At 65.4% G+C, this 20,788-nt stretch carries 18 protein-coding genes; 11 read left to right on the top strand and 7 right to left on the bottom strand.

Features of this window, described 5'->3' with window-relative positions; all coding sequences use genetic code 11:
* Nucleotides 1–68: 68 nt before the first annotated feature.
* The 3 genes from CIT37_RS05865 (at nucleotide 69) to CIT37_RS05855 (ending at nucleotide 1,550) form a co-directional block, all read left to right on the top strand.
* The gene (locus CIT37_RS05865) at nucleotides 69–245 is read left to right on the top strand and encodes a hypothetical protein (RefSeq protein ID WP_162832263.1); all 177 of its coding nucleotides are present in this window, start codon (nucleotides 69–71) and stop codon (nucleotides 243–245) included.
* Nucleotides 242–451 (top strand): hypothetical protein, encoded by a 210-nt coding sequence (locus CIT37_RS05860; RefSeq protein ID WP_095425124.1) that lies wholly within the window; start codon nucleotides 242–244, stop codon nucleotides 449–451. Before CIT37_RS05865 ends, CIT37_RS05860 begins: the two co-directional genes overlap by 4 nt.
* 160 nt (nucleotides 452–611) lie before the next feature.
* Nucleotides 612–1,550 (top strand): AEC family transporter, encoded by a 939-nt coding sequence (locus tag CIT37_RS05855; protein ID WP_095425123.1) that lies wholly within the window; start codon nucleotides 612–614, stop codon nucleotides 1,548–1,550.
* A 15-nt stretch (nucleotides 1,551–1,565) separates the two neighbouring features.
* Here the strand turns inward: CIT37_RS05855 and CIT37_RS05850 are convergent, their stop codons facing one another.
* Nucleotides 1,566–1,850 (bottom strand): hypothetical protein, encoded by a 285-nt coding sequence (locus CIT37_RS05850; protein ID WP_028139867.1) that lies wholly within the window; start codon nucleotides 1,848–1,850, stop codon nucleotides 1,566–1,568.
* A 208-nt stretch (nucleotides 1,851–2,058) separates the two neighbouring features.
* Here CIT37_RS05850 and CIT37_RS05845 point away from each other — a divergent pair, with 208 nt between their 5' ends.
* From CIT37_RS05845 to CIT37_RS05830, 4 genes are all read left to right on the top strand, one after another.
* The gene (locus CIT37_RS05845; protein ID WP_028139866.1) at nucleotides 2,059–2,379 is read left to right on the top strand and encodes a hypothetical protein; all 321 of its coding nucleotides are present in this window, start codon (nucleotides 2,059–2,061) and stop codon (nucleotides 2,377–2,379) included.
* Nucleotides 2,380–2,603: 224 nt separating this feature from the next.
* Complete coding sequence (locus CIT37_RS05840; RefSeq protein ID WP_038971905.1) at nucleotides 2,604–3,329, top strand: outer membrane protein; 726 nt, start codon at nucleotides 2,604–2,606, stop codon at nucleotides 3,327–3,329.
* A 164-nt stretch (nucleotides 3,330–3,493) separates the two neighbouring features.
* Nucleotides 3,494–5,659, top strand: coding sequence for a methyl-accepting chemotaxis protein (locus CIT37_RS05835; RefSeq protein ID WP_038948585.1), 2,166 nt, complete (start codon nucleotides 3,494–3,496; stop codon nucleotides 5,657–5,659).
* A 134-nt stretch (nucleotides 5,660–5,793) separates the two neighbouring features.
* Nucleotides 5,794–6,855 (top strand): MBL fold metallo-hydrolase, encoded by a 1,062-nt coding sequence (locus CIT37_RS05830; RefSeq protein ID WP_028139863.1) that lies wholly within the window; start codon nucleotides 5,794–5,796, stop codon nucleotides 6,853–6,855.
* A 34-nt stretch (nucleotides 6,856–6,889) separates the two neighbouring features.
* On the opposite strand, the gene aroQ is transcribed toward CIT37_RS05830, so the two are convergent.
* Nucleotides 6,890–7,321 carry a type II 3-dehydroquinate dehydratase gene (gene aroQ, locus CIT37_RS05825; protein ID WP_095425122.1) on the bottom strand — a complete coding sequence of 144 codons (432 nt, stop codon included), beginning with the start codon at nucleotides 7,319–7,321 and terminating at the stop codon, nucleotides 6,890–6,892.
* 336 nt (nucleotides 7,322–7,657) lie between these two features.
* Here aroQ and hemA point away from each other — a divergent pair, with 336 nt between their 5' ends.
* Both hemA and CIT37_RS05815 read left to right on the top strand, forming a co-directional pair.
* The gene (gene hemA / locus CIT37_RS05820) at nucleotides 7,658–8,887 is read left to right on the top strand and encodes a 5-aminolevulinate synthase (protein WP_095425121.1); all 1,230 of its coding nucleotides are present in this window, start codon (nucleotides 7,658–7,660) and stop codon (nucleotides 8,885–8,887) included.
* A gap of 373 nt (nucleotides 8,888–9,260) precedes the next feature.
* Nucleotides 9,261–12,770, top strand: coding sequence for a PAS domain-containing hybrid sensor histidine kinase/response regulator (locus CIT37_RS05815; RefSeq protein WP_095425120.1), 3,510 nt, complete (start codon nucleotides 9,261–9,263; stop codon nucleotides 12,768–12,770).
* 887 nt (nucleotides 12,771–13,657) lie between these two features.
* Here CIT37_RS05815 and CIT37_RS05810 read toward each other — a convergent pair.
* Nucleotides 13,658–13,918 (bottom strand): hypothetical protein, encoded by a 261-nt coding sequence (locus CIT37_RS05810; protein WP_167456547.1) that lies wholly within the window; start codon nucleotides 13,916–13,918, stop codon nucleotides 13,658–13,660.
* Between CIT37_RS05810 and CIT37_RS05805 the strand changes: the two genes are divergently transcribed.
* Nucleotides 13,817–14,233 (top strand): RidA family protein, encoded by a 417-nt coding sequence (locus tag CIT37_RS05805; RefSeq protein ID WP_095425119.1) that lies wholly within the window; start codon nucleotides 13,817–13,819, stop codon nucleotides 14,231–14,233. The genes CIT37_RS05810 and CIT37_RS05805 overlap by 102 nt on opposite strands.
* A 325-nt stretch (nucleotides 14,234–14,558) precedes the next feature.
* Here the strand turns inward: CIT37_RS05805 and CIT37_RS05800 are convergent, their stop codons facing one another.
* The 3 genes from CIT37_RS05800 to CIT37_RS05790 form a co-directional block, all read right to left on the bottom strand.
* A complete protein-coding gene (locus CIT37_RS05800) occupies nucleotides 14,559–15,122 on the bottom strand; it encodes a cytochrome P460 family protein (RefSeq protein WP_095425199.1) in 564 nt (187 codons plus the stop codon).
* Between the two features lie 73 nt (nucleotides 15,123–15,195).
* On the bottom strand, nucleotides 15,196–16,224 hold the full coding sequence (locus CIT37_RS05795; protein ID WP_028139857.1) for an alpha/beta fold hydrolase: 1,029 nt from the start codon (nucleotides 16,222–16,224) through the stop codon (nucleotides 15,196–15,198).
* 37 nt (nucleotides 16,225–16,261) lie between these two features.
* Nucleotides 16,262–16,681: an organic hydroperoxide resistance protein gene (locus CIT37_RS05790; protein WP_028139856.1), complete on the bottom strand. Its 420-nt coding sequence runs from the start codon at nucleotides 16,679–16,681 to the stop codon at nucleotides 16,262–16,264.
* A 198-nt stretch (nucleotides 16,682–16,879) separates the two neighbouring features.
* On the opposite strand from CIT37_RS05790, the gene CIT37_RS05785 reads away from it, so the two are divergent.
* Nucleotides 16,880–19,756: an ATP-binding protein gene (locus CIT37_RS05785; RefSeq protein WP_095425118.1), complete on the top strand. Its 2,877-nt coding sequence runs from the start codon at nucleotides 16,880–16,882 to the stop codon at nucleotides 19,754–19,756.
* A gap of 72 nt (nucleotides 19,757–19,828) precedes the next feature.
* Here CIT37_RS05785 and CIT37_RS05780 read toward each other — a convergent pair whose 3' ends face one another.
* Nucleotides 19,829–20,500: a response regulator gene (locus CIT37_RS05780; protein WP_018316334.1), complete on the bottom strand. Its 672-nt coding sequence runs from the start codon at nucleotides 20,498–20,500 to the stop codon at nucleotides 19,829–19,831.
* Nucleotides 20,501–20,788: the final 288 nt, after the last annotated feature.

Below are 20,788 nucleotides of genomic sequence, written 5' to 3'. Positions count from 1 at the left end.
CATAGATGACGATGAAATGATAAGCGTCATCTGATGACGGGATTTGCCAACTGATATTCGGAGCCAACATGGGCGAAGTCATTCGATTTGTCTCCAAGTCCGAGCGCGAGCGAGCACGTCTCATCCAGGAGGCGCGCGCCATCTACGACAGTATCTTCCCGCCGACCGACCCGGCCAGCGAAGGCCAGGATAAGGCCGCGATGGGTCGTACATATATCGGCCGCGACGGGGGTAACCTGTCGTGATCAAGATCATCGCCGTGCTTTGCAGCCTTTCCTCCCCGACCAATTGTCACGAGCAGGTCGTCACCACCTCGGATTTCGCCGAGGTTTCGGTTCAGTCCTGCCTGATGGGCGCACCGCAGCTCGCCGACTGGATGAACCAGCATCCAGCGGAGCGACTGGCTGCGTGGCGCTGCGTGATCGGTCGACAGGCCGGCCGGGGCATCTAGCCTCTGACGGCCGCGTTCGATCGGCGCGCCACGCCCGGCCATGACGGTCTCGACTGAAGGCAGCTCTTGAGCCAGGGCCACGGCTCGACCAAAGCAGTGACGACACTCCATTGCCGGGGTAACCTCTCGTTGCGGCCATTGGCAGCAAGGGGGAAGCCGGATGGAAGTCGCGAGCCTCGTTCTTCCCGTATTCGCGATCATCGTCACCGGCTGGCTGGCCGGCGAGCTCGGCTATCTCTCCCGCTCGCTCGCCGACGCGCTGGTGCATTTCGCCTACAACGTGGCAATGCCTGCGCTATTGATCGTCACCATCACGCAGGAGCCCGCGGGCAATCTGCTGGAATGGCGTTTCCTGCTCGCGTTCGGCGGCGGCTCCCTCGTCTGCTTTGCGCTGGTCTTCCTGGTGGTCCGCGCCGGCGGAAAGCATGATCTCGCCAGCAGCACGATTCAAGGCATGGCGGCGGCGATGACCAATACCGGCTTCGTGGCGCTGCCGATCCTGCACGCGATCTACGGCCAGCCCGCCGTCCTGCCTGCTGCGGTAGCGACGGTATTCGTCGCGGCCGTGATGTTTCCGATCACGGTCATCCTGCTGGAAAGGGACGCGCGCGGATCGTCCGCGCAGCCCGCCGGCCTCGCGAAGCAGATCCTGCTCAATCCGATGGTGCTGTCGACGCTTAGCGGTCTCGTCTGGGCGATCACGGGCCTGCCGATTCCGGCGCCGGTCGCGGCCTATCTCAACATGATCGCCGCCGCGCTCACGCCCTGCGCACTGTTCGCCATCGGGCTCGGCCTGTCGGTCGAGGGCCTGCGCTCCAACCTGAAGGCAACGTTCGCGCTCGCGCTCGTGAAGCTCGTGATCATGCCGCTGATCGTCTACGGACTTTGTGTGGTCACCGGCCTCAACGCGCTCTACACCGTCGCCGCCGTGATATGCGCCGCCGTGCCCACGGCGAAGACGGTGTACGTGCTGGCGCACGAGCACAAGGTCGAGGAGAAACTGGTCGCGGCCACGGTCTCGGTCACGACGATGCTGTCGGTAGCGACATTGCTGGTCGCGCTATACCTTCTCTCGGGTCTGGCGACCGGCACGCGCTAACCCGCACGGCCGCACTTATCTCGTGGTGTTGCTCCAGGTGGGCGCCGAGTTGGTCACGCCGACCGAGGGCCAGTTGTAAGATCCGACCGACGGTGCCGTGACCGTTCCGACCGTCTGGCCGGAGGAGCCGTAGGACGCCCGCGGCTGCGCTGCCGGCGCTCCGGCGCCGCCATAGGTCGGGGCCACCACGCCCGTGCTGTAGTGTCGGCTCGACCGCGCCTTCTTCGCTTCGGCCGCAAAGGGCGCGGCCAGTAGCCCGGTCGTGATGAGCGCGGCAATGGCGAGTTTGATGCTTGTCATGGCTGATCCCTCGATCGCTGGGGCCCTTGTGCCATGTGTTCATTGATCGCACGATGTCCATAGGCACAAGTTCATAACTCCGTGTGCTGGCGAATGTGCCGAAGCAATGCGTTGGTCACCTCCGCTTCGGACGGATCATGCTCGCCTTCGGATGGACCCGAATCAGCGCTAGTGCATTGCCCTCAGCGACTTCGCGTATTGAGGCGACATGACCGGGCCCGAACTGAAGCAACTCCGCGCCGACCTCTCCGATGCCCTCGAGCGGAAGCTCACCGCGGCCGACATGGCAAAGCTCTGCGGATTGCCGGAGAAAGGCGGCGGCGACACCATCCGACGCTGGGAGGTGAGCGGCCCGACGCCGGCGGTGACCAAGGTGCTGCGCGTGCTTGCGATGGCGAGCGAGCGCTATCCCATCCTGGAGAAGTTCGACATCTTCGATCGACATGACGTGCGCGAGGAGGACCGCCCCGCAAAGCGCGCGGCGTTCCGCGAGCAGATGCGCGATGAGGCGCGACGGCGTCTTGGTTAACGAAGGACGTGCAGAGGTTACCGAAGCCCTGCGAAGTTAAGCCTTCCTTCACCACTTCTTAAGCCGGCATTAAGCACGAAAATCATTTGCAGCCCAATAAGTTAGGTTGGGTCTCGTTGTGCCATGCATGTGACAGCATTTTCGTCAAAAGGAAGCTATCTGCAAAACCAACGCGGCGCGGAAAGCGCGCCTGCCGGGGACCTTAAGTGTCGGAGTTCAAGATGATGAAGAAGATTCTGTTTGCGACCGTTGCGCTGCTCGTGGTGGGCGCTGCTGCACCGGCCGTCGGTGCCGATCTCGGCAACCGCAACTATTACAAGTCGCCCGCGCCGGCCTATGCCGCGCCGATCTACAACTGGACCGGCTTCTATATCGGCGGCCATGTCGGTGGCGCGTTCTCCAGCGACAACAATTTCAACGGCCTTTCCACCGGCAACAACGGCAACGGCCGCTTCCTCGGCGGCGTGCAGGTCGGTGGCGACTGGCAGTTCCACCCGAACTTCGTGGTCGGCGTCGAGGGCCAGTATTCCTGGCTCTCCGGCAGCGTCGGCGCCGTGTTTCCGGGCGGCATCGCCTACACCAACGACCAGCGTGGCCTCGGCTCGATCACCGGCCGCGTCGGCTACACCTGGGGCCCCGGCCTCGTCTATGTGAAGGGCGGCTACGCCTATTCGGACAACAACGAGAAGGTGACCGTCGGCGGCGTGCCGACCGCGTTCGTCATCACCGGCGATCACCGCAACGGCTACACGGTCGGCGCCGGCCTCGAATACATGTTCGCCCCGAACTGGTCGGCCAAGGCCGAGTACCAGTACTACAATTTCGGCGAGGCGAGCTTCACCGGCGGTCCGCTCGCGGGCACCGGCAGCTTCACCACTGACGACCACACCATCAAGGCGGGCGTCAACTACCGCTTCAACTGGGCAAGCCCGGCCGTCGCGCGCTACTGATCGGTTACCACAACCTTACCATGACGGGGGGCCGGCGATTTCGCCGGCCCTTCTTTTTTCGCCCTGCGGAACACATGCAACCGTTTGCGGAGATTGCGAATTTTTAACCCGCCGTGCGGATACTGCCGGCCGCAAACAGAAGCAAGAACGTTGGGGGAATTTCGATGGCGATCCGTTTCAGCCTTGGCGGCTCACTTGGCGGCCCACTTGGCCGAATGCGGCCGCGTTTCAAAATGCCGACCTGGGGCGTACGCGGCAGCCTGTTCGCCGCCTTCGCAGTGATCGCCGGCATGGGCCTCGTGATCGCGGCCGGCGCCGGCCTGGCGCTGCAGAATCTCGGCGGACGCATGACCGAACTGAGCGGGCGGGACATTCCGCGCCTTGCTGCCAGCCTGCAATTGTCGGCATTGAGCGCGAGCCTTGCGGCACAGGGACCTGCCCTGCTCGCGGCACAAAGCGAGGAAGCGCTGAACGAGCGCACCAAGAAGCTCAAGGAGCTGCAGGAGCAAACACAGCAGAAGCTCAACGAGATCATCCAGCTCGGCGGCGACAAGGCCGTCGTCTCCGGACTCAGCGAGACGATGAAGAGCATCAACGAGGCGGCGCAGAGCCTCGCCAAGGCCGCCCGCGAGCGGCTCGATATCGCCGCCCTCCATGACAAGCAATATGACGCGCTGCGCAGCGCGCAGGGCGCCTTCGTCGGCGCGGCCAGCCCGGCGATGCTCGACGCGCAGACCCGGGTCAACGCCATTCTCGGCTCGGCCGACTTGTCTGCCGCGGACGCCAGCGACGCCGCGCAGACCGTCGGCCAGCTCGGCAACGTCGTCGCCAGCGGCAATCTCGCAGCCGCCAACATGAGTGCGGCACTGTCGGCGAACACCAGCGACAAGCTCGACGACATCCAGAAGGAATTCAAGACGGCGCAGGGACGCCTGCGGTCCAACCTCGATCTGTTGCCGGACAATCAGGGCAACAAGATGCTGCGCGAAACGGCGGAGAAGCTGCTGGCGCTCGGCACCGGCAAGACCGGCGTCTTCAACCTGCGTGAGAAGGAGCTCGACTCCGTCGACTACGGCCAGACCATCCTCGACGAGACCCGCAAGCTCAATGTCGGCCTCGGCATCAGCGTGCAGCAGCTCGTCGACGGCGTGCAGAAAGAGACCAACGCCTCGACCTCGCAGGCGCAGCAGGAGACCTCGCTCGCGACCACCGTGATGCTGGCGCTTGGGGCCTTGATGCTGGTCGGCTCGGCGCTGTTCGTCTGGCTCTATGTCGGCCGCAACATCCTGCGCCGCATCCGCGAGCTTCAGCGCGCCATGCAGCTGCTGTCGGCCGGCGACCTCGACACCGAGATCGTCCGCTCCCGGCAGAACGACGAGATCGGCGTGATGAAGGAAACGCTGACCGTGTTCCGCGACAGCATGATCGAAGCCCGGGCGCTCGCCGGCGAGCAGGACAAGGACCGGATCGCCAAGGCCGAGCGGGCCGCGCGCATGGAAGCCAAGATCGCCGAATTCGAAAGCACGGTGCGCTCCGCGCTCGACAATCTGGCGCAGTCGGCCAATTCGATGCAATCGACCGCGCAGAGCATGTCGACCACCGCCGACCAGTCCAACGCGCTGGTCAACGCGGTCGCCTCGGCCGCCGAGGAGACCTCGGTCAACGTGCAGACCGTGTCGTCAGGCACCGAGCAGCTGTCGTCCTCGATCGAGGAGATCAGCAAGCAGGTCGTGACCTCGGCCGCGATCGCCAAGAAGGCGGTCGACGAGGCCGGCGCCACCGACACCACGGTGCAGAGCCTCGCCGACAGCGCGAGCCGCATCAGCGTCGTGGTCGACCTGATCCAGACCATCGCCTCGCAGACCAATCTGCTCGCGCTCAACGCCACCATCGAGGCGGCGCGTGCGGGCGAGGCCGGCCGCGGCTTTGCGGTGGTTGCCTCCGAGGTGAAGAGCCTCGCGAGCCAGACCGCCAAGGCCACGGAGGAAATCCGCACCCAGATCGCCAGCATGCAGGAGATCACGACCTCGGCGGTCGGCGCCATCCAGGGCATCGGCCGGATCATCGGAGAGATCGACAACGTGACCACGACGATCGCAGCCGCGGTCGAGGAGCAGGGCGCCGCCACCCGCGAGATCGCGCGCAACATCCAGCATGCCGCCGGCGGCACCAGCGAGGTCTCCAGCAACATCGTCGGCGTCTCCACGGCTTCCGCCGAAGCCGGCGCCGCGGCAAACGAAGTGCTGGGCGCCTCCGACGCGCTCCGCCGCGAAGCCGACATGCTGCGCGGAGAGATCGACGCGTTCCTCAACAACATGCGGGCGGCGTAACAGCGCCGGCCCGTAGCCCGGACGGCGCTTCGTCCGGGCTACGGAAAAACACGCCCGGTATGACCGCCATGCGGAGACCACGGGCCAGCCTTTTTCGGCTGGCGCCCCGCGCGCGCTGGGTTTAAGCCGGTAGCATGAACGCGAAAACCGACACCGCACAGTCCTCAGCCGAAGCCCTGCGCTACCCCTGGGAGCAGCACCCTGGCCACGACGAGATCGTCGAGGTCAGGCCCGGCGTGCTGTGGGCGCGGCTGAAATTGCCGTTCCGCCTCAACCACGTGAACATCTACCTGCTCGCCGACGGCGACGGCTATGCGATGGTGGATACCGGCTTCGGCAACGAGGAGACGATCGAGGCCTGGACCAAGCTGTTCGACGGGCCGCTGAAGGGCGTCCACATCACGCGCCTGATCGTCACCCACTCCCACCCCGACCATGTCGGGCTTGCAGGCTGGGTTGTCGAGCGGTTCAACTGCCCGCTGGTGATGTCGCAGGTCGAATATCTGCAATCGGTCTATCACCAGAACCGCGGCACCGCGGAGCGGCAGGAGGCGCAGCGGCTGTTCTTCCGTCGCCATGGCATGGACGAGTCGCTCACCGAAAAGCTGCTCGGCCGCGGCCAGGATTATCTCAAGCGCGTTTCGGTGCTGCCGCCCTCCTACCGCCGCATCTCCCATGGCGACGACGTCGTGATCGGCACGCGCCGCTTCAAGGTGATCACCGGCGGCGGCCACGCGCTCGACCAGGTGATGCTGTATTGCGCCGACGACAAGCTGTTCCTCTCCGCCGACCAGGTGCTGAGCAAGATCTCGCCCAATGTCAGCGTGTGGGCGGTCGAGCCCGACCAGAACTCGCTCGGCGAATATCTGGCCTCGCTCGCCAGCCTCACCACGACGCTGCCCTATGACGTCCTGGTGCTGCCCGGCCATGGCGTGCCGTTCTACGGGCTGAAGACCCGCATCAAGCAGCTCGCCGACCACCATGAAGAGCGCTGCCGCCTGATCGCGGAAGCCTGCCGCGAGGTGCCGCAGACCTCGCGCGCCTTGGTACCCGTCGTGTTCAACAAGCATGTGCTCGACGAACACCAGATGGGCTTTGCCGCCGGAGAGCTCGTCGCCCACGTCAACTACATGATCGTCGAGGGCCGGCTGACGGCGGAGACGAAGGACGGCGTGCTGCAGTTCAGGACGACGTGAGTCGCTTCGTCATGCCCGGGCTTGTGGCGGCATGTCACTTCATATTCGCGATCGCGTGCAGCGCGGCGATGTAGCCGAACGGGCCCAGGCCGCAGATCACCCCGCTCGCCACGAACGAGATCTTGGAGTGGCGGTGATATTCGTCGCGGGCGTGGATGTTGGAGATGTGGACTTCCAGCACCGGCCCTTCGAACGTCTTGATCGCGTCCATGATCGCGACCGAGGTGAAGGAAAAGCCGGCCGGATTGATGATGATTGCATCGGCGTCCTGCCGCGCCGACTGGATCAGGTCGACCAGCACGCCTTCATGGTTGGATTGGTGGAAGGCGAGCTTGAGCCCGAGGGTTGCGGCAGCCGCCTCGCAGCTCGCGTTGACCTCTGCGAGCGTCGTGGTGCCGTAGATGTGCGGCTCGCGAATGCCGAGCATATTGAGGTTGGGACCGTTCAGAACCATGACACGCTTCATCGGGCGTCCTTTCGCATGCGCTTGCCGGGCGCCGATCCGCGCCTCGCCAAAGGCTACGACATCGGCGCGACCGGCTCAGCAATCATGGACGGCGCGCGCCCCATGGACAAAATGTCCAAGCCAGCGGCAACGGTCCCGGACTTTCCCGGGAGCCTCGGCCCGCGCGGGCGGACCAGCGTTAGGCGTTTGATCCACATCAACTATCGCCGGCGATACGCCGCTATCAATGGACCCGCGCGCCTCGTCACAAATGTGTGCGGGCGCATGGACATTGGAGCTGGAAAAGCTCTAAAAATGAGCGGCCGCCTTGGCCGGGTTCCGTTGCAGGTTTTGCCGATGGATTACAACCAGTTCTTCGATTCCGCCCTCGATCGTCTCCATTCCGAGCGGCGCTACCGCGTGTTCGCCGACCTGGAGCGCACGGCCGGCCGATTCCCGCACGCGGTCTGGCACTCGCCCAAGGGCAAGCGCGACGTCGTGATCTGGTGCTCCAACGATTATCTCGGCATGGGCCAGCACCCGAAAGTGGTCGGCGCCATGGTCGAGACCGCGACGCGCGTCGGCACCGGTGCCGGCGGCACCCGCAACATCGCCGGCACGCATCATCCGCTGGTCCAGCTCGAGGCCGAGCTCGCCGATCTCCACGGCAAGGAAGCCGCGCTGCTGTTCACCTCGGGCTATGTCTCGAACCAGACCGGCATCCCGACCATCGCAAAACTCATTCCGAACTGCCTGATCCTGTCGGACGAGCTCAACCACAATTCGATGATCGAGGGCATCCGCCAGTCCGGCTGCGAGCGGGTCGTGTTCCGCCACAACGATCTTGCGCATCTCGAGGAGCTGTTGAAAGCGGCCGGCCCGAACCGGCCGAAGCTGATCGTCTGCGAGAGCCTCTATTCCATGGACGGCGACGTCGCCCCGCTCGCCAGGATCTGCGATCTCGCCGAGAAGTACGACGCGATGACCTATGTCGACGAAGTCCACGCGGTCGGCATGTACGGCCCGCGCGGCGGCGGCATCGCCGAGCGTGACGGCGTCATGCATCGCATCGACATCCTCGAAGGCACGCTGGCGAAAGCGTTCGGCTGCCTCGGCGGCTACATCGCCGCCAACGGCCAGATCATCGATGCCGTGCGCTCCTATGCGCCGGGCTTCATCTTCACCACCGCGCTGCCGCCGGCGATCTGCTCGGCCGCGACTGCCGCGATCAAGCATCTGAAAACCTCGAACTGGGAGCGCGAGCGCCACCAGGACCGTGCCGCCCGCGTCAAGGCGATCCTCAACGCCGCCGGCCTGCCGGTGATGTCGAGCGACACCCACATCGTGCCGCTGTTCGTCGGCGATCCCGAGAGGTGCAAGCAGGCGTCCGACCTGCTGCTCGAGGAGCACGGCATCTACATCCAGCCGATCAACTATCCGACGGTCGCCAAGGGCAGCGAGCGGCTGCGCATCACGCCCTCGCCCTATCACGACGACGGCCTGATCGATCAGCTCGCCGAGGCCCTGCTGCAGGTGTGGGACTGTCTCGGCCTGCCACTGCGCGAGAAGTCGCTCGCGGCGGAATAGGCGTTTCGCCTCTCCTGCCTCACTTCTACCGCTCCCGGAGCTACCCCCCTCCCCAACCCTCCCCCACAAGGGGGGAGTGAGCGAGACAGGTGTGCCCGCCTCACGTCATCCAGCCCAATAACTCGAGCGCCAGTCGCATCTTTGTCGCGAGGAGCAAGGCTCTCTCCGTTCCCTCCCCCCTTGTGGGGGAGGGTCAGGGAGGGGGGTGCCACACGGGGATTCTCTCGGAAAACCCCAAGCTGCGCACCTTAACGACAACCCCAGTTCCCGCCCTTCCGAGCATTTCGCTGTCGCCTCCCCCCGCCCAACGCGCTAGATTTGCAGCGAAAATGAGCTCGGGCGCGGCAGCGCCCTGGGAGAAAGCGCGCTCGCCATGCTGCACGATTGGGGCGTGATCGCCGCCGCCTTCGGCTATATCGGCTTCCTGTTCCTGGTGGCGAGCCATGGCGACCGCCGCTCGCCGGCCGGGCGCGGCCGTGCCTCCGGGCTGATCTATCCGCTCTCGCTGGCGATCTACTGCACCTCCTGGACCTTCTTCGGCTCGGTCGGCTTCGCCACCCGCGCCTCGACCGACTTCCTCGCCATCTATGTCGGCCCGATCCTGATGATCGGGTTAGGGGCCGGCGTGTTGCGCCGCGTGATCCAGCTGGCGAAAGCCCACAACATCACCTCGATCGCCGACTTCATCGGGGCGCGCTACGGCAAGAGCCAGGCGGTGGCGGCGACCGTGGCGCTGATCGCGATCATCGGCTCGGTGCCCTACATCGCGCTCCAGCTCAAGGCGGTCGCCTCCTCGCTCGAAACGATCCTGAGCGAAGACCAGGCCTTCTCCCACATCCCGATCGTCGGCGACGTCGCGCTGATGGTGACGCTGGCGATGGCGGCCTTCGCCGTGCTGTTCGGCACGCGTCAGACCGACGCGACCGAGCATCAGCACGGCCTGATGCTGGCGGTCGCGACCGAATCCATCGTCAAGCTGATCGCCTTCCTCGCCGCCGGCATCTTCGTCACCTTCTGGATGTTCTCGCCGCACGAACTGATCGAGCGCGCCATGAAGACGCCGGAGGCGGTGCGCGCCATCAACTATTCGCCGTCGATCGGCAACTTCCTCACCATGACGCTGCTGTCGCTCTGCGCGATCATGCTGCTGCCGCGCCAGTTTCACGTCAGCGTGGTCGAGAACTCCTCGGATGCCGAGGTCGGTCGCGCGCGCTGGCTGTTCCCGCTCTATCTCGTCGCCATCAATCTGTTCGTGATCCCGATCGCGCTCGCCGGCCTCGTCACCTTCCCGTTCGGCGCGGCCGACCCTGACATGTACGTGCTGGCGCTGCCGATGGAGGGCGGTGCGGGGCTTCTCAGCGTCGCCATTTTCGTCGGCGGCCTGTCGGCGGCGACCGCGATGGTGATCGTCGAATGCGTCGCACTCTCCATCATGGTCTCGAACGACCTCGTGGTGCCGCTGGTGCTGCAACGACGGCCGGAAGGACGCGCCGGCGGCGCGGATTTCAGCGACTTCCTGCTGCGCTCGCGCCGGCTCGCGATCTTCGCCATCATGGTGATGGCCTATTTCTACTATCGCGCGCTCGGCAATACCCAGCTCGTGGCGATCGGCCTGCTCTCCTTTGCCGCCATCGCGCAGCTTGCGCCGAGCTTCTTCGGCGGGCTGCTGTGGCGGCGCGCGACCGCGCGCGGCGCCATCGGCGGCATGCTGGTCGGCTTCGCGGTGTGGCTCTACACGCTGTTCATTCCGAGTTTCATGGATTCCTCGACATCGGGCATCCTGCTGCTGCAGCACGGTCCGTTCGGCATCGAGGCGCTGCGGCCGCAGGCGCTGTTCGGCGCCGATCTGCCTCCCCTGATGCACGGCGTGATCTGGTCGCTGTCGCTCAACATCCTGACCTATGTGCTGCTGTCGCTGGCGCGAAGGCCCTCGTCCATCGAGCTGCTGCAGGCCGATCTGTTCGTGCCCAATACGCTTGCGCCGATCTCGCCTAGTTTCCGCCGCTGGCGCACCACCGTCACCGTGCAGGACATCCAGACCACGGTGGCGCAATATCTCGGACCCGACCGCGCCCGGCATTCCTTCGAGGCATTCTCCGCACGGCGCAACGTTCGTCTGGAGGCTGGAGCGCCCGCCGATTTCGAGCTGTTGCAGCACGCCGAGCACCTGATCGCCTCCTCGATCGGCGCGGCCTCCTCGCGCCTCGTGATGTCACTGCTGCTGCGCAAGCGCACGGTCTCGGCCAAAGCCGCACTCAAGCTGCTCGACGACTCGCACGCAGCCCTGCATTTCAACCGCGAGATCCTGCAGACCGCGCTCAACCACGTGCGTCAGGGCATCGCCGTGTTCGATGCCGATCTGCAGCTGATCTGCTCCAACCGGCAGTTCGGCGATCTCCTCAACGTCCCCCCGCATATCGTCCAGTTCGGCGAGCCGCTGCGCGAGATCCTGGAATTCATCGGCGTGAGCGATCCGGACGACCCGGTCGAGCGCGAGGCCATGCTGGAGCGGCGCCTTGCCGCCTACACCACCGACAGCGAGCCATATCTCGAACGTCTGCCGGAACGCCACATGGTGATCGAGGTGCTTACCAACCGCATGCCCGGCGGCGGCTTCGTCATCACCTTCACCGATGTCACCCCCACCTTCGAGGCGGCGGAAGCACTGGAGCGCGCCAACGCGACACTGGAAAAGCGCGTGCGCGACCGCACCGAGGAGCTGACGCGGCTGAATTCCGAGCTGGCGCTGGCCAAGAGCGCCGCGGAAGACGCCAGCATCTCCAAGACACGCTTCCTCGCCGCCGCCAGCCACGACATCCTCCAGCCGCTGAACGCGGCGCGGCTCTATGTCACGAGCCTGGTTGAGCGCCAGCACAGCGGCGAGGAGACGCGGCTGGTCGAGAACATCGACGAATCCCTGCAGGCGATCGAAGAGATCCTCGGCGCGCTGCTGGACATCTCGCGACTGGACGCCGGCGCGATGACGACCTCGATCTCGAGCTTCAAGATGGCCGATCTGATGCGCTCGCTGGAGATCGAGTTCGCGCCGATCGCGCGCGCCAAGAACCTGGAGCTCACCTTCGTGCCGTGCTCGCTGCCGGTCGAATCGGACCGGCTCCTGCTGCGGCGCCTGCTGCAGAACCTGATCTCGAACGCGATCAAATACACCCCGCGCGGCCGCGTGCTGGTCGGCTGTCGCCGACAAGGCCCTTCGCTCAAGATCTGCGTCTACGACACCGGCGTCGGCATTCCGCCGGTCAAGCGCGGCGAGATCTTCAAGGAATTCCACCGCCTCGAGCAGGGCGCGCGGATCGCGCGCGGGCTGGGGCTCGGCCTGTCGATCGTCGAACGGCTGGCGCGGGTGCTCAAGCACGGCATCGCCATCGACGGCAACAGAAGCGGCGGCTCGGTCTTCTCCGTGACCGTGCCGACGGCGAAAGCGATCACCCACACCGCCGCGGTGACCAGCGCGACGCCGCTGGCGCGGACGCCAATCTCGGGTGCCCTGATCGTCTGTATCGAGAATGACGCGGCGATCCTCGACGGCATGCGCACGCTGCTGAAGGCCTGGGACGCCGAGGTGATCGCGGTCGCCGATCCCGAAGGCGCGATCGCCGCCATCGAGACGGCGGGACGGCGCGTCACCGGCCTCCTGGTCGACTATCATCTCGACCGCGGCAACGGCATCGCCGCCATCCGCGACATCCGCCGTCGCTTCGGCGACGCCATTCCCGCGATCCTGATCACCGCCGACCGCAGCCCCGCCGTGCAGGTCGCTGCGCGCGACGAGAAGGTCGCAGTGCTCAACAAGCCGGTCAAGCCGGCCTCGCTCCGCGCGCTCCTCGGCCAGTGGCGCACGCAGCAGATGGTGGCGGCGGAGTGAGACGCACTGCCAGCGCCCGCGCTCATGAAGAGCGCCTCCAGGGACAACGGCTTGGCCATTGAGCCGGGTACGGTGACGGAAGGGTGCACCGCGACCTCCACATCGTCATTGCGAGCGCAAGCGAAGCAATCCAGAATCCTCCCGTGGAAAGATTCTGGATTGCTTCGTCGCTTCGCTCCTCGCAATGACGGAGCAAGGTGAAATGTTGTCGTCCTCAAATCGGCATCTCGTTTCGCAGACACGCCTTCGCCTTCTCGCGGCGCGTTTCGCCCGAGGTTTGCGCTTCTCGTCACGCCCTCCTGGAGAAAAGGGCGCAGGGAAGGCCGGGTGCCGGCTGGCACCCGCGGTCCGCTGCGCGAAATGCACACGCAGGAAGAACCGCACAGCAGCATACAGGTGACGCCGAACACACGGCCTTCCCTGCGCGATGGTCGGACGGCTTATGCCGTGCTCTCCCGGGAGCCGAACTTTCCCTCTGGCCTCCCTCGCCTCACGGAATTCGCCGGCATGGCGCCGGTTGGCGCCATGTCGCCTCCGTAAGACTTGACCGTAGCAACGACGGCCAGGACCACACGGTTTTGCCGTACGCACACAGCGCCGTTCGTACAACGCGGCTTGCGAGAAGCTCACGGGGATCGGCTCAATCCATCACCCCGCCCCGCGTCTCACATCCGCGACGGCGCCAATGCGTCCACCGCAGCCCGATCCGCGGCTCGTGACGACGTACGACCGCCCCTTTTCGCCGGATCAGGGTGAGCAATACCTACGACAAAGCCGAATTTCTGTAAATACGAATATTTTCGATCAAGCCGATTGACCCAGCCGTTGCTGTTTTGCCTGACGATCACCCAAGCCCTTGGGGTGACCCGGGCACGTCGCCCGCAAAATCATGCCTTGAAGAACGCACTTGAATGTCCGCTGATCTCCTCCAGCAGCGCAAAACGCGGATATTGTCCAACTTCATAACCGGAAGTGCGGCTTGCCGGAATCATGGGTATTATCCTCGTAGGATCACCGCCGATCGTCGGCATAACCAAGGTTTCGCAATGAGCCGAACGGTACATGCTCCCACTGGACTCTTTGATAGCCGGCACTACGGCTTTGCGCAGGTAGCAATCGTCCCAACGCGCCTCGGCGACGCCGTCCATGCGTCTGGCCAAGTGGCTTGGGACGCAGATCGAAACGTCGTTGGTGCCGGTGATATTCGGCTCCAACTCGAGAAAAGTCTGGAGAATCTTGCGGCCGCCCTGGCGTCCGTCGGTGCAAAACTATGCGACGTCGGTGCACTTCGGCTCTATATCAGGCAAAGTCATATGCATGAGAGCAGCGCCATCACCGGAGCTCTCAAGGCGGCCTTCGGCGAGAATCCGCCTTGCGCAACTTGGATCGGGGTGTCGAGCCTCGCGAATGAGGCGTTCCTCATCGAGGTCGAGCCTTCGGTCGTTTTTATTGACCGAGAGTGACTTGATAGCCAGCGGCAGCCTCGGGCTGCGATAAGCAAACCCGGTGGTCAAGGCCCTCTGTCGCTCGGTCATTGAGCGGCATCGCTTGAACGTCCGCAATGGGTCAAAACCGGCAATGTTCTGAACGAGCCGAATGACTTGGCTCTGCCTCAAGACCGGACATCCGCGAGTTAGCGAGGAAACGCCTCAGCCCGTCGGTATGCCCTGCCTGCCCTGGTGGCAACCATCGCGTCTTGCGTCCGGCTCTCGATGCCGGGCTTTTGCAGGATCGCGCAGATGTGCGCCTTGCGGATGGCGGCGAAATGATTGCCGGCCGAGGTCCGCTTCAGGGCGCAAGCCGTGTGAAGACGTAGTCGCGGCTGCCCGCGCGGGCTTCGTGACAGCCCCAGCAGGTGCGGTGCTGGGCCTCGTCGACCGGCTTGCCGTTGATGAAACGGCCAAAACCCCAGCCGCCCGTCGCGGCGTATTTTTTGGAATCCTTGACCATCACCTGGACCGTGGTGGCGGCGCCGGGGATGGTCGCGGACGCAAACTCCGGTGACTGTTTGCGCTTCCAGGCGCGCTTGACCAGAATGGTGCCGTCGGGGAACGGCAGCTTGCCGGCCTGATACGCGTCGATTGCGGTCCGGTTGCCGACGACAGCGCGGAGCTCGTCGAGCGGCGCGGCCTCTTCGGCCGGCGCGATCAGCTCCCACTGCTTGTAGCCCGGCGGAATCGTGACGCCGAAGATCGGCGAGGCGTCGGCCGTGTCGCGTGCCGCCGGCCCCTCCGCCGAAGCGATCGTGACGAGATACGGCACGCAGGTCAGGAGCACGACGAGCAGGACCACGGCGAGCACGATCATCGTGGCGTAAGGAGATTTGTTCTTTTCAGGTTCGGCTGGCGTCATGACCATTCATCAAGCTGGGTTCAATGGGCGATCCCCGGTCCGGCCCATGGCTGGACCGAGGTGTCGTAGATGCTCAGGCGCCGTCGGCGTCGATGACGGCCTTGGCGAAGGCTTGCGGTGCTTCTTGCGGCAAATTGTGGCCGATGCCGCCGGTGATCAGGCGAAACTCGTATCGACCCGAGAACTTCCTGGCATAGGCGCTCGGGTCGGGATGCGGCGCGCCGTTGGCGTCGCCCTCCATCGTGATCGTCGGCACGTCGATGACGGGAGCCGCTGCCAGCTTCTTTTCGAGATGCTCGTATTTCGCTTCGCCCTGGGCGAGCCCGAGCCGCCAGCGGTAGTTATGGATCGTGATCGCGACATGATCCTTGTTGTCCAGCGCCGCCGCACTTCGATTGAAGGTGGCGTCGTCGAACTTCCATTGCGGTGAGGCGAGCTTCCAGATCAGCTTGGCGAAATCATGCGTGTACTTCTCGTATCCGGCACGGCCGCGCTCGGTGGCGAAATAGAACTGGTACCACCATTGCAGCTCGGCAGACGGCGGCAACGGCGCGTTGCCGGCGGCCTGGCTCGAGATCAGATAGCCGCTGACCGACACCAGCGCGCGGCAGCGCTCCGGCCACAGCGCGGCGATGATGTCGGCGGTGCGCGCGCCCCAATCGAAGCCGGCGACGACCGCCTTCTTGATATCGAGCTTGTCCATCAGCGCGATGACGTCGGCCGCCATCGCGGCAGGCTCGCCGTTGCGCGGCGTCTCGCTCGAAAGGAAATGCGTCGTGCCGTAGCCGCGCAAGTGAGGGATGATCACGCGATAGCCGGCCTTGGCCAGGATCGGCGCGACGTCGACGAAGGCGTGAATGTCGTAGGGCCAGCCGTGCAGCAGGATCGCCACGGGACCGTTCGAAGGACCCGCCTCGGCATAGCCGACATTGAGGACGCCGGCATCGATTTGCTTGATCGCCCCGAAGGACGCAATCGATGCGGACGATTTCGGCGCTTCGGTCTCGGCGCGCGCGAGGTCGATCACGCCAAGACCGACGGCCACGGTTCCTGCGGCGACGCCAAAGAACTGGCGGCGATGCTGGTCGATGATCTGCTTCATGGTGGAGCTACCTTTCTTGATGGTTGGTGATGGCGCGTCAGATCAGCGCGACCGTGACGTCGATGTTGCCGCGAACGGCCTTGGAATAGGGGCAGGTCCGATGCGCATCATCGATGATGCCGCGCGCGATCTCGGGGTCGAGGCCCGGCAGGCTGACATTGAGGCGCGCCCGGAGCGAATAGGCGCCCTCGTCGAGCACGAGATCGATTTCCGCATCGATCGCGCATTTCCTGGGAAGCTCGATCTTCCGCTGGCGCGCCGCGATCTCCATCGCGCCTTCGAAGCAGGCCGACCAGCCGGCGGCGAACAATTGCTCGGGATTGGTGCCGATGCCTGCGGCGCCCGGCGGCGACAGCTTGACGTCGAGGCGGCCGTCGGAGCTGCGCGATATGCCGTCGCCTCGGCCGCCGCTGGTGTGGGTCTTGGCCGTGTAGAGTGTTTTTGCCGCCTGCGTCATGAAGCTGTCCTTTCCGTTGCGCAACTGACTAGCAGTGGCTGGTGCAGGACACCCGTTGGGAGTTGTGAGAAGTTGTGAGGCCAGACCTCGCGCGCTTAACAAGGCCTGCATCCGCGGTCTGATGCCGATGCAGCGACGGCCTTGCCGGATCGCGATCATCTGGCTATCGGGGCCTGTCGAAGGGACCCGAGATTTGCCATGACAGAGCCGGCCGGCACCGCAACGGGAACTTTATCGTTCGGGCCATTCTCCGTGACGCCACATGAACGGCTCGTGATGCGCGACGGCGTCGCGTTGCCGCTCGGCGCGAAAGCGTTCGACACGCTGATGGCGCTGATGTCGCGGCCGAACCAGGTCGTCGGCAAATGGGACCTGATGGCGCTGGTGTGGCCCGGCATCACCGTCGAGGAGGCCAATCTGCGCTTTCACGTCGCAGCGCTGCGCAAGGCGCTCGGCGACGGCAAGGACGGCGCCCGCTACATCACGACGCTGTCCGGCCGCGGCTATTGCTTCGTGGCGCCGATTTCGCAACTCGCAGCGCCGATTTCGCAAACAGGCATTGCGGCAGCCCAGCGCCCCGCGCCGCGGCTGGAATTGCCGCCGGTGAAACTGCCGAACCGGTTACAGCGGATGGTCGGGCGCGACGATGAGATCGCCGCCGTCTCCGACAGGCTCATCGCCTCGCGCTTTGTGACGATCGCCGGCCCGGGCGGCGTCGGCAAGACGGCGGTCGCAGTGGCGATCGCTCACGACCTGCTCGAGACCTTCTCCGATGCCGCGCACTTTGTTGATCTCGCCGCGCTCAGCGATCCCGATCTCGTGATCACCTCGATCCTGCTGATGCTGGGCTTGCCGGCCGAGACCGACGATCCCCTGCCCGCGCTGCTCGCGCATGTCAGGGACAAGCGGATGCTGCTGGTTCTCGACAATTGCGAGCACGTCATCGCGACGGCCGCACCGCTGGCGGCGGACATCTTCCAGGCGGCGCCACATGTCCATATCCTCGCGACCAGCCGCGAGGCCCTGCGCGTCGAGGGCGAGCAGGTCTATCGATTGGCGCCGCTTGCCGTTCCGCCCGACGGCTCCGGACTGACGGTCGCCGCAGCGCAGACCTATCCGGCGCTGCAACTGTTCCTCGAACGTGCCACGGCCAGCGGCGCGCAGATCAGTCTCGACGACGCCAATGCCGCGATCATCGCGAGGATCTGCCGCAAGCTCGACGGCATGGCGCTGGCGATCGAACTCGCCGCCGGCCGGGTCGAAGCCTACGGCCTGGAGCAGACGGCCGCACTGCTCGACGAGCGCCTCAATCTGCTCTGGCAGGGCCAGCGAACGGCGCCGCCCCGGCAGAAGACATTGCAGGCCACGCTCGACTGGAGCTACGGACTGCTGTCGGATCTCGAACGCCTCGTGCTGCGCAGGCTTGCGGTCTTCGCCGGGCATTTCACCATCGACGCGGCGCTCGAGGTCGTGCCGGACGAGCGCGTCGACCAGGCCCGCCTGTTCGACGCCGTCGACAGTCTCGTGGCCAAATCGATGGTCGCGCCGCGCCCCATCGGCGCCATGATGCGCTACCGCCTGCTCGACACGACGCGCGCCTATCTGCTCGAGATCGAGCCCGACGGCGCGGCTCTCGCCGCGCGCCACGCGACTTACTACCGGCGATGGCTGGAACAGGCCGGCATGACATGGGCCGCCGTGCCGAGCGCGGACGAACGAGCTGCTCACTTCTCCGCACTTCACAATGTGCGCGCCGCGCTCGACTGGTGCTTCGGGGCGGGCGGTGATCTCGGCATCGGCATTGCGCTCACCGCCGCCGCGGCGCCGATCTTCCTGGCGATGTCCCTGTTGATCGAATGCCGGCGCTGGTCGGAACGGGCGCTGCTGGCGATGGACCCCTCCTCGCGCGGCAGCGCCGAGGAAATGCACATCCAGGCCGCCCTCGGACTGACCCTGATGTTCACCCGCGGCGGCAGCGAAGCGGCGCGCAGCGCCCTGAGCCGGAGCCTTGCGATCGCGCAGGCGCGCGGCGACGACATCAACCAGCTCCAGCTGCTCGGCCGGATGCATATCTTTCACGAGCGGATGGGAGAGTTCGACGCCGCGCTCGGCTATGCGCAGCAGAGCCTCGCGGTCGCGAGGTCGCTGGGCGATCCCGCCTCGATCGCCCTCGCCCATTCCCTCCTCGGCGTCTCCTTGCATCTGGCAGGCGAGCATCGCGACGCGCGCGAGATGCTGGAGGTCGCCTGGCGGGGACCGGGCACGGAGCGAATCAGCACCGTCCACGGCTTCGATCATCGCAACCGGGCCGGCATCACGCTGGCTCGCGAGCTCTGGTTGCAGGGCCGCCCCGCGGATGCGCTGCAGCTGGCGCGGCAGACGGTCACCGAGGCCGCGCAGATGGATCACCCGATCACGCTCTGCATTGCGCTGATCTGGACGGTCGCGATTGATCTGTGGAGCGGAGACCTCGACGGTGCGGACGCGAATATCGACCGCTTCATCGCGCATGCGACGTCGCGCTCGATGGGGCCTTATCTCGCCGTCGGCCGCGGCGTCAAAGGCGAGCTGGCGATCCGGCGCGGCGATGCGGCCGGTGGCGTCGAGACGATCAGGACTTGCCTGCGCGAGCTCCACGATGCCGGCTACGAGCTGCTGACCACGACGTTCAACATCGCGCTGGTTCAGGGATGGTTGGCGCTCGGCCAGACCGAGCAGAGCGCACAGCTGATCGACGACGCCATCCGCCTCGTCGCGCAGAGCGGCGATCACCTCTACATGCCCGAGCTGTTGCGCATGAAAGGCAAGGTCCTATCGTACCTGCCGGAACCGCAGGTCGAGGGCGCGGAGGCCTGCCTGGTGCAGTCGCTGGAGCTCAGCCGCGGCAAGGGCGCGAAAGCCTGGGAGCTGCGGGCCGCGATCGACCTCGCCCGGCTAATTGCCGAACGCGGCCGGCGTGACGAAGCAAAACGGTTGCTTCAATCGGTTCTGAAGGGCTTTGCTGAAGGTGCCGAAACGGAGGACATCAGGATCGGCAACGAACTGCTGCGGAGGTTATCAACCCCGCCATCCTGATGAGGTGCGAGGCATGGGACGCAACGCGCTCCATGGGGCGCCTCGGGATGACGGGTTTTGAGAGCTTGGCGCTCACCCCGTCGGCGTGCCCTGCTTCCACTGGCCGCCGGCGATCTTGGCGGCCGCGATCACCGCCTGGGTGCGGCTCTCGACGCCGAGCTTTTGCAGGATCGCCGAGACATGTGCCTTGATGGTGGCCTCGGAGACCCCGAGTTCATAGGCGATCTGCTTGTTGAGCAGGCCCTCCGACAGCATCATCAGGACCCGGACCTGCTGCGGCGTCAGGGTCACCAGGCGGTCGCGCAGGCGCGTCATGTCGGGATCGGCCGCAGCCGACAAATCGGTATCGGCGGGAACCCAGACGTCGCCCTCCATCACCTTGAGGATGGCGTCGCGCAGGGTCTCGACGCCGAATCGCTTGGGAATGAAGCCGGAGGCGCCGAAATCGAGCGAACGGCGGATCGTAGCGCTGTCGTCGGACGCCGAGACGATCACCACCGGGATCGCCGGATATTGCGCGCGCAGATAGATCAGGCCGGAAAAGCCTGAGATCCCGGGCATCGAGAGGTCGAGCAGGATCAGGTCGACATCCGAGGTCTGTTCCAGGAGTTTGGTCAGATCCTCGAACGATCCGGCCTCGTCGATCCTGGCCGAGGTCAGGACGCCGGCCACCGCCTGTCGCAGCGCGTCGCGGAAAAGAGGATGGTCATCGGCGATGACGAGATGGGTCGAGGGAGCGTTCATCGTTCTCTTGCTGTCGTTCGCGGGCCGGCGGACCAATCCCGGGTATGTCAATTCTTCCCCGAGCGGCCGTGGCATGCAAGTGCACATTATCCCTTTGCTGCAAAGGGGTTAATCCGGAAGCCTACGTGGCGGCGCGCCGGTGCCCGATACCGGGCGTCAGCTACGCGTCAGTGCGCAAGGCCGAAAGTCGTATTGGGGCGGGTTTCACGCCGATGTTACCTTGCGGGCAAGACCTGGGTTGATCCGGCATGTCCGGACGTCTGGGGCGCGAGGAAACGCAATTCGGGG

It is taken from the genome of Bradyrhizobium ottawaense (genome assembly GCF_002278135.3).
Taxonomy (GTDB): domain Bacteria; phylum Pseudomonadota; class Alphaproteobacteria; order Rhizobiales; family Xanthobacteraceae; genus Bradyrhizobium; species Bradyrhizobium ottawaense.
Note: the sequence above shows the minus strand (reverse complement) of the source record. Positions and strands in the feature narration are given on the sequence as shown.

Coding starts and splice junctions, on each gene's coding strand:
- CIT37_RS05865 (WP_162832263.1), top strand. CDS start 69: ATGGGCGAAGTCATTCGATTTGTCTCCAAGTCCGAGCGCGAGCGAGCA.
- CIT37_RS05855 (WP_095425123.1), top strand. CDS start 612: ATGGAAGTCGCGAGCCTCGTTCTTCCCGTATTCGCGATCATCGTCACC.
- CIT37_RS05850 (WP_028139867.1), bottom strand. CDS start 1,850: ATGACAAGCATCAAACTCGCCATTGCCGCGCTCATCACGACCGGGCTA.
- CIT37_RS05845 (WP_028139866.1), top strand. CDS start 2,059: ATGACCGGGCCCGAACTGAAGCAACTCCGCGCCGACCTCTCCGATGCC.
- CIT37_RS05840 (WP_038971905.1), top strand. CDS start 2,604: ATGAAGAAGATTCTGTTTGCGACCGTTGCGCTGCTCGTGGTGGGCGCT.
- CIT37_RS05835 (WP_038948585.1), top strand. CDS start 3,494: ATGGCGATCCGTTTCAGCCTTGGCGGCTCACTTGGCGGCCCACTTGGC.
- CIT37_RS05830 (WP_028139863.1), top strand. CDS start 5,794: ATGAACGCGAAAACCGACACCGCACAGTCCTCAGCCGAAGCCCTGCGC.
- aroQ (WP_095425122.1), bottom strand. CDS start 7,321: ATGAAGCGTGTCATGGTTCTGAACGGTCCCAACCTCAATATGCTCGGC.
- hemA (WP_095425121.1), top strand. CDS start 7,658: ATGGATTACAACCAGTTCTTCGATTCCGCCCTCGATCGTCTCCATTCC.
- CIT37_RS05815 (WP_095425120.1), top strand. CDS start 9,261: ATGCTGCACGATTGGGGCGTGATCGCCGCCGCCTTCGGCTATATCGGC.
- CIT37_RS05805 (WP_095425119.1), top strand. CDS start 13,817: ATGAGCCGAACGGTACATGCTCCCACTGGACTCTTTGATAGCCGGCAC.
- CIT37_RS05810 (WP_167456547.1), bottom strand. CDS start 13,918: ATGGACGGCGTCGCCGAGGCGCGTTGGGACGATTGCTACCTGCGCAAA.
- CIT37_RS05800 (WP_095425199.1), bottom strand. CDS start 15,122: ATGACGCCAGCCGAACCTGAAAAGAACAAATCTCCTTACGCCACGATG.
- CIT37_RS05795 (WP_028139857.1), bottom strand. CDS start 16,224: ATGAAGCAGATCATCGACCAGCATCGCCGCCAGTTCTTTGGCGTCGCC.
- CIT37_RS05790 (WP_028139856.1), bottom strand. CDS start 16,681: ATGACGCAGGCGGCAAAAACACTCTACACGGCCAAGACCCACACCAGC.
- CIT37_RS05785 (WP_095425118.1), top strand. CDS start 16,880: ATGACAGAGCCGGCCGGCACCGCAACGGGAACTTTATCGTTCGGGCCA.
- CIT37_RS05780 (WP_018316334.1), bottom strand. CDS start 20,500: ATGAACGCTCCCTCGACCCATCTCGTCATCGCCGATGACCATCCTCTT.